This window comes from Hymenobacter agri, assembly GCF_054778495.1.
Genome location: NZ_BAAGZM010000252.1, coordinates 1 through 5,823, shown reverse-complemented (window position 1 = coordinate 5,823; position 5,823 = coordinate 1). Strand labels below are relative to the sequence as shown.

Annotated in this window: 1 protein-coding gene; it reads left to right on the top strand. The window is 67.0% G+C overall.

Annotated features, from left to right (window positions below; all coding sequences use genetic code 11):
- A partial coding sequence (locus ACYVDE_RS12960) for a beta strand repeat-containing protein (RefSeq protein ID WP_460501964.1) occupies positions 1-5,823 on the top strand: 5,823 nt, incomplete at both ends.

Below are 5,823 nucleotides of genomic sequence, written 5' to 3'. Positions count from 1 at the left end.
CCTACGCGGTCAGCACATTTCTGACGCCGGCCCCCATTAGCGGGGCAACCGCCACCGCTCTGGCCGGCATCGCCGTATTCTCGGCCGCTGCCCCAACGGTAACGACGGCCGCCGCTACGACTATTACGTCGACCAGCGCGGTGCTGGGCGGCAACGTGACGGCTGACGGCGGCGCGACCGTGACGGAGCGCGGCGTGGTATACAGCAGCACCAACACGACGCCTGCCATTGGCAGCGGCACCCAAAACAGCAACGGTACGGGCACGGGCTCGTTTTCTGAAACTATTACCGGCCTGACGCCTGGTACTACCTACTACGTACGCGCCTACGCCATCAACAGCGTGGGCACTAGCTACGGCAGCGTGGTCAGCTTCACCACAACCGCCACAGTACCTACTGTCATCACGGCTGCACCCAGTAGCGTGACGACAAACAGCGCCGTGCTCGGCGGCAACGTGACGGCCGACGGCGGCGCGTCGGTGAGCGGGCGCGGGGTTGTGTACAGCGTCACCAGCACCAACGGTACCCCCGCCATTGGCGGCACCGGCGTGACGACGGCCGCGAACGGCTCGGGCACGGGCAGCTTCTCGGCTACCATATCGAGCCTGACCCCCGGCACCAATTACTCGGTGCGGGCCTATGCTACCAACTCGGTCGGCACCAGCTACGGCGCGGTGCAGAACTTCACAACGACAGCACTCCCCACCGTAGTATCGGTAACGCGCCTGACGCCCTCGCCCACGGCCACGGCCCAGGTGAGCTACCGGGTAGTATTCTCGGGCAGCGTGACGGGCGTGACGACGACCAATTTCACCACCACCAACAGTGGCACTACCGTGACGGGCAGCAGCGTAAGCAGTACGAGCGGCTCGGGCACGACCTATACGGTAGTGGTGAACACGGGCACCGGCAACGGCACCCTGCGCCTGGATGTGGCCAACAGCACGGGCATTTCGCCCACGGTATCGAACGTGCCTTACACGGCAGGTGAGGTGTACACCATCACCAAGAGCTTCGCGGCCGCGCCCACCCTGCGCATTCAGGCGGGGGGCAGCGCCAGCGGCAACGGCGACGTGACGGCCTTCGTGGACGTGGTGCAAGTGCTGCAAAGCGGCACCACCACGGCCGGGGCCAACGCCTTGCAGAACGGTAGCTTCGAGAGCAACAATGTGGACCCCAGCGGCTTCCGGAAGGCGACCGACGCGGTGCCCGTGGTCGCCAGTCCCTGGAGCTTCACCGCCCTGTCCGGTGTTTCGCGCAACGGCAGCGCCTTCGGCTCGACGGCGGCCGACGGCGACGCGGTGGCCCTGATACAGAGCGCCGGCGACAACAACGCTGGCATCTCGCAGAACCTGGCCGTGCCCACGGGCACCTACCAGGTGAGCTTCCTGGCCATGCAGCGCAACTACACCAGCAAGGACCAGCGGCTGAATGTGTTCGTCAACGACGTGTTTGTGGGCAGCATTCAGCCGAACGGCAATACTCCCCCCACGTACGACACCTTCACCTCGGCCTCGTTCAGCGTGACGGCCCCGGCCCTGACGGCCACAGTGAGCACGACCTCGGCCAGCCCCACCAGCACCTCGCCCATTCCGTTCGTGGTGAGCTTCTCGCAGAGCGTGGGCACGAGCTTCACGGCTGCGGACGTGACGGTGAGCGGCGGCACCGTGACCAGCGGCAGCTTTAGCGGCAGCGGCGCGGGCCCCTACACCTTCACCGTGACGCCCAGCGGCGCTGGGACGGTGACGGTGAGCCTGGCCGCCAACGTGGCCAACGACGCCAACAACACCGGCAACTCGGCCAGCAACTCCGTGAGCGTGCAGTACCAGCTGCCGGCAACGGCGGCCCCGGTAGTAACGGCCCCAGCCAACGGCAGCTCGTTGAATACGACCACGCCGGCCTACGCGGGCACGGCCGCGGCTAACTCGACGGTAACGGTTTACGTGGACGGCTCGGCCATTGGTACGACCACGGCCACGGCCGGCGGCACCTTCAGCCTGACCCAGCCCACGGCCCTGAGCCAGGGCTCGCACACGGTATTCGCCCGCGCCCAGAGCAGCGGCGAAACCCAGAGCGTCAATTCGAGCACGAATAACTTCACGGTGGATACCGTGCGGCCATCGGTGGTCATCAGCTCGTCGGCGGGCGCTTCGGGCAGCACCACGGCCACCACGCCAATTCCCTTCACGGTGACTTTCTCGGAAAGTGTGAACGGCAGCTTCGCGCAGGGCGACCTGACGGTGACGGGCGGTACGATTTCGGGCTTCACCGCCGTTTCGGGCACGACCTTTACCTTCAACGTGACGCCCACCAGCGGCGGCACCACCGTGACGGTGAACGTGCAGGCCAACGTGGCCCAGGATGCAGCCGGCAACGGCAACACCGCCGCTGCGCAGTTCACCATTACCTACGCGCAGCCAGTGGTGGCGACGGCGCAGAACGTGACGGTGAACCTGGCTGCCAATGGCTCGGCCACCCTGAACGCCAGCAGCGTGAACAACGGCAGCACCGGCTCGGGTACGCTCACCTACACCATTCAGAAAATCGCCCGCGGCCGGGTAGCCGAAGGCAGCACCCTGACGCTGAGCACGCCCAACGGGTCCAACTTCACGGCCATCCGTTTCGCCAGCTACGGCACGCCCACCGACGATGGCAACGGCAACTACCGCCTCGGCAGCTGCAACGCCGCCAACAGCGTGGCCACGGCGACCAACTCGTTCATCGGCCGCAGCAGCGGCAGCATGGACGCTGTCAACGGAGCCAGCGCCAACAACAACCCCACGCTCGGCGACCCCTGCGGCGGCACGCCCAAGGCGCTGGCCGTGCAGGCCGGCTACTCGGCCGACGCCAGCAGCCTGAGCTACGACTGCTCGGAGGCCAGCAAAACGCAGTACGTGCTGCTGACCGTGACCGACGGCAGCGGCAACACCAGCACGTCGGTGGCCCAGGTGACGGTGAACCCGGCCCCCACGGCTACCATCACCAGCGCCACCCCCAATCCGGCCACGCCGGGCACCCTCGTGACGGTGAGCGGTACCAACCTGAGCGGCCTGACCAGCGCGACGCTGAATGGCGCGCCTGTAACGGCCACCGGCATCAGCGCTACCGGCTTCCAGTTTACGGTGCCGGCCAACGCGACCTCGGGCAACTTGGTGGTGAGCCTGCCCTGCAGCCAGACGCTGAGCCAAGCCTTCACCGTGGTTACCCCGGCCCCGGTGGTAACGGCCCCGGCCAACGGCAGCCTGCTGAATACCCGCACGCCAGTTTACTCGGGCACGGCTCCGGCCAACTCGACGGTAACGGTGTATGTAGACGGCGCAAGCATTGGCACGACGACAGCCACGGCCGGCGGCAGCTTCAGCCTGACGCAGCCAACGAGCCTGACCGACGGTAACCACACGGTGTACGCCACGGCGCAGGCCAGCGGTACGTCGGTGAGCGTGAATTCGAACACGAACACGTTCACCATCGATGCGACGCGTCCTTCGGTGACCATCACGAGCTCCGCTGGGGCCAGCGGCGGGACGACCACGACCTCGCCGATTCCCTTCACGGTGACCTTCTCGGAAAGCGTGAACGGCAGCTTCGTGCAGGGCGACGTGACGGTGACTAATGGGGCCATCTCGGGCTTCACCACCGTTGTTGCGGGCACCACCTTCACGTTTAACGTGACGCCGGCCACGCCCGGCACGGCCACGACGGTGACCGTACCGGCCAACGTGGCCCAGGATGCGGCCGGCAACTTCAACACGGCTGGTACGCCTTCGCCTTACGCCCTCACCTTCCTGGCTCCCGCCATCACGGTAGCCCCGAACTCGCTGCCGGGCGGCACGCGAGGCGTGGCCTACAGCCAGACCCTGTCGGCTTCGGGCGGCACGGCTCCCTACACGTTCGCCATTACGGCCGGTGCCCTGCCAACGGGCCTGAGCCTGACCAACGGCACGATTGCCGGCACGCCCACAGTGAACGGCTCGTTCACCTTCACGGTGACGGCAACCGACGCCTCGACGGGCAGCGGCCCCTATACGGGCTCGCGCAGCTACACGCTAGCGGTTGCGGCCCCCACCATCACGCTGAGCCCTGCCACAGTACCCAATGGTGTGGTGGGCACGCCCTACAGCCAGACGCTGACGGCCACGGGCGGCACGGGCCCCTACACCTTCGCCGTGACGACCGGCACGCTGCCCGCGGGCCTCACGTTGACGGCCGGCGGCCTGCTGGCGGGTACGCCCACGACCAGCGGTTCGTCCATCTCCTTCACGGTGACGGCTACCGACGCTTTCGGCGCGACCGGGGCGCAGAACTACTCCATCCTCATTACCTCGCCGCTGCTGGTGACGTGGACGGGCGCCGTGAACACCGACTGGTACACGGCCGGTAACTGGTCGCCCAACTTTGTGCCCGGCACCAGCACCGACGCTACCATTCCCACTGCGCCCAGCGGCGGCCGCTTCCCGGCCATCACCTCGGGCACGGCCAACGTGCGGAACCTGACGCTGAACAGCGGCGCCAGCCTGACCCAGACCGGCGGCACGCTGAACATCACCGCCAACCTGACCAACAACGGTACGTTCCAGCCGACTGGCGGCACGGCTAGCCTGGGCAACACGACGCTGAGCAGCATTGTGGGTAGCAGCAGCACCCGCTTCTGGAACCTGACGGTGGGCGCTAACGCCGCACAACTGGCCACTTCGGCCGGCGCGTCGGTACAACGCCTGTTCACGCTCAACGGCAACTTTACCACCAACGGCAACCCGCTCACGCTGGAATCGAATGCCAGCGGCACGGCCATGGTCGTGAACAACGGCAGCGCCGCTGTTGTGGGCACCGCCACGGTGCAGCGCTACATCACGCCCGACGTGAACCCGAACCTGGGCTACCGCCACGTGTCGGCCCCCATCAGCAACGCCACGGTGGCGAGCCTGACCACGGGCAGCTTCTCGCCGGTGGTGAATCCGGCCTACAACACGTCGGCCACGCCGACGGCCGTAACGCTCTTCCCCACAGTGTATGGCTACGACCAGGGCCGCCTGGCCACGACGACCAACAACCTGCCCATCTTTGATAAAGGCTGGTTCTCACCTTCGTCGACCGGCGACGCGCTGACCGTGGGCCAGGGCTACACCGTGAACCTGGCCGCCGCGCAGACCTGGAACTTCGTGGGTGCTCCGAACAACGGCACCCTGACGCAGACGCTGAACCGCAACAGCGGCGCTACGGCTGCCGACGCCGGCCTGCAACTGGTGGGCAACCCCTATCCCTCGCCCCTGGACTGGAGCCTGGTGACGGCCGCCGACCGCCCCAACGTGGACGGCATCATGTATGTGTTTGTTAGCGATGACCCGACCAACCCCTACACCGGCAGCTACAAGTTTTACAACAACGGCATCGGCACCATCAGCCCGGTGCTGCCGCTGGGCCAGGGCTTCTTCGTGAAGGTATCGGCGGGGCAGACTTCCGGCTCGCTTAGCCTGAAGAACAGCCACCGCCTGACCAGCTACACCAACCCGACCTACCACCGCACCGCCGGCACCCAGCCGCTGGTGCACCTGACGCTGCAAGGCGCGGGCAACTCCCGGACCGACGACGCCTTCGTGTATTTCGAAGCCGGTGCCACCAACGGCCTCGACGCGCAGTACGATGGCGAGAAGCTGCCCAACCCCTCGGGGCTGAACCTGTCGAGCAGCCTCTCGGCCACCCTGCGCCTGTGCGTGAACGGCTTGGAGCCGCTCACCACCACGCAGCGCATCGTGCCGCTGGCTGTGGGCGTGCCCGCCGCCGGCAGCTACACGCTGAACGCGGCCGACGTGCTGAACCTGGCCA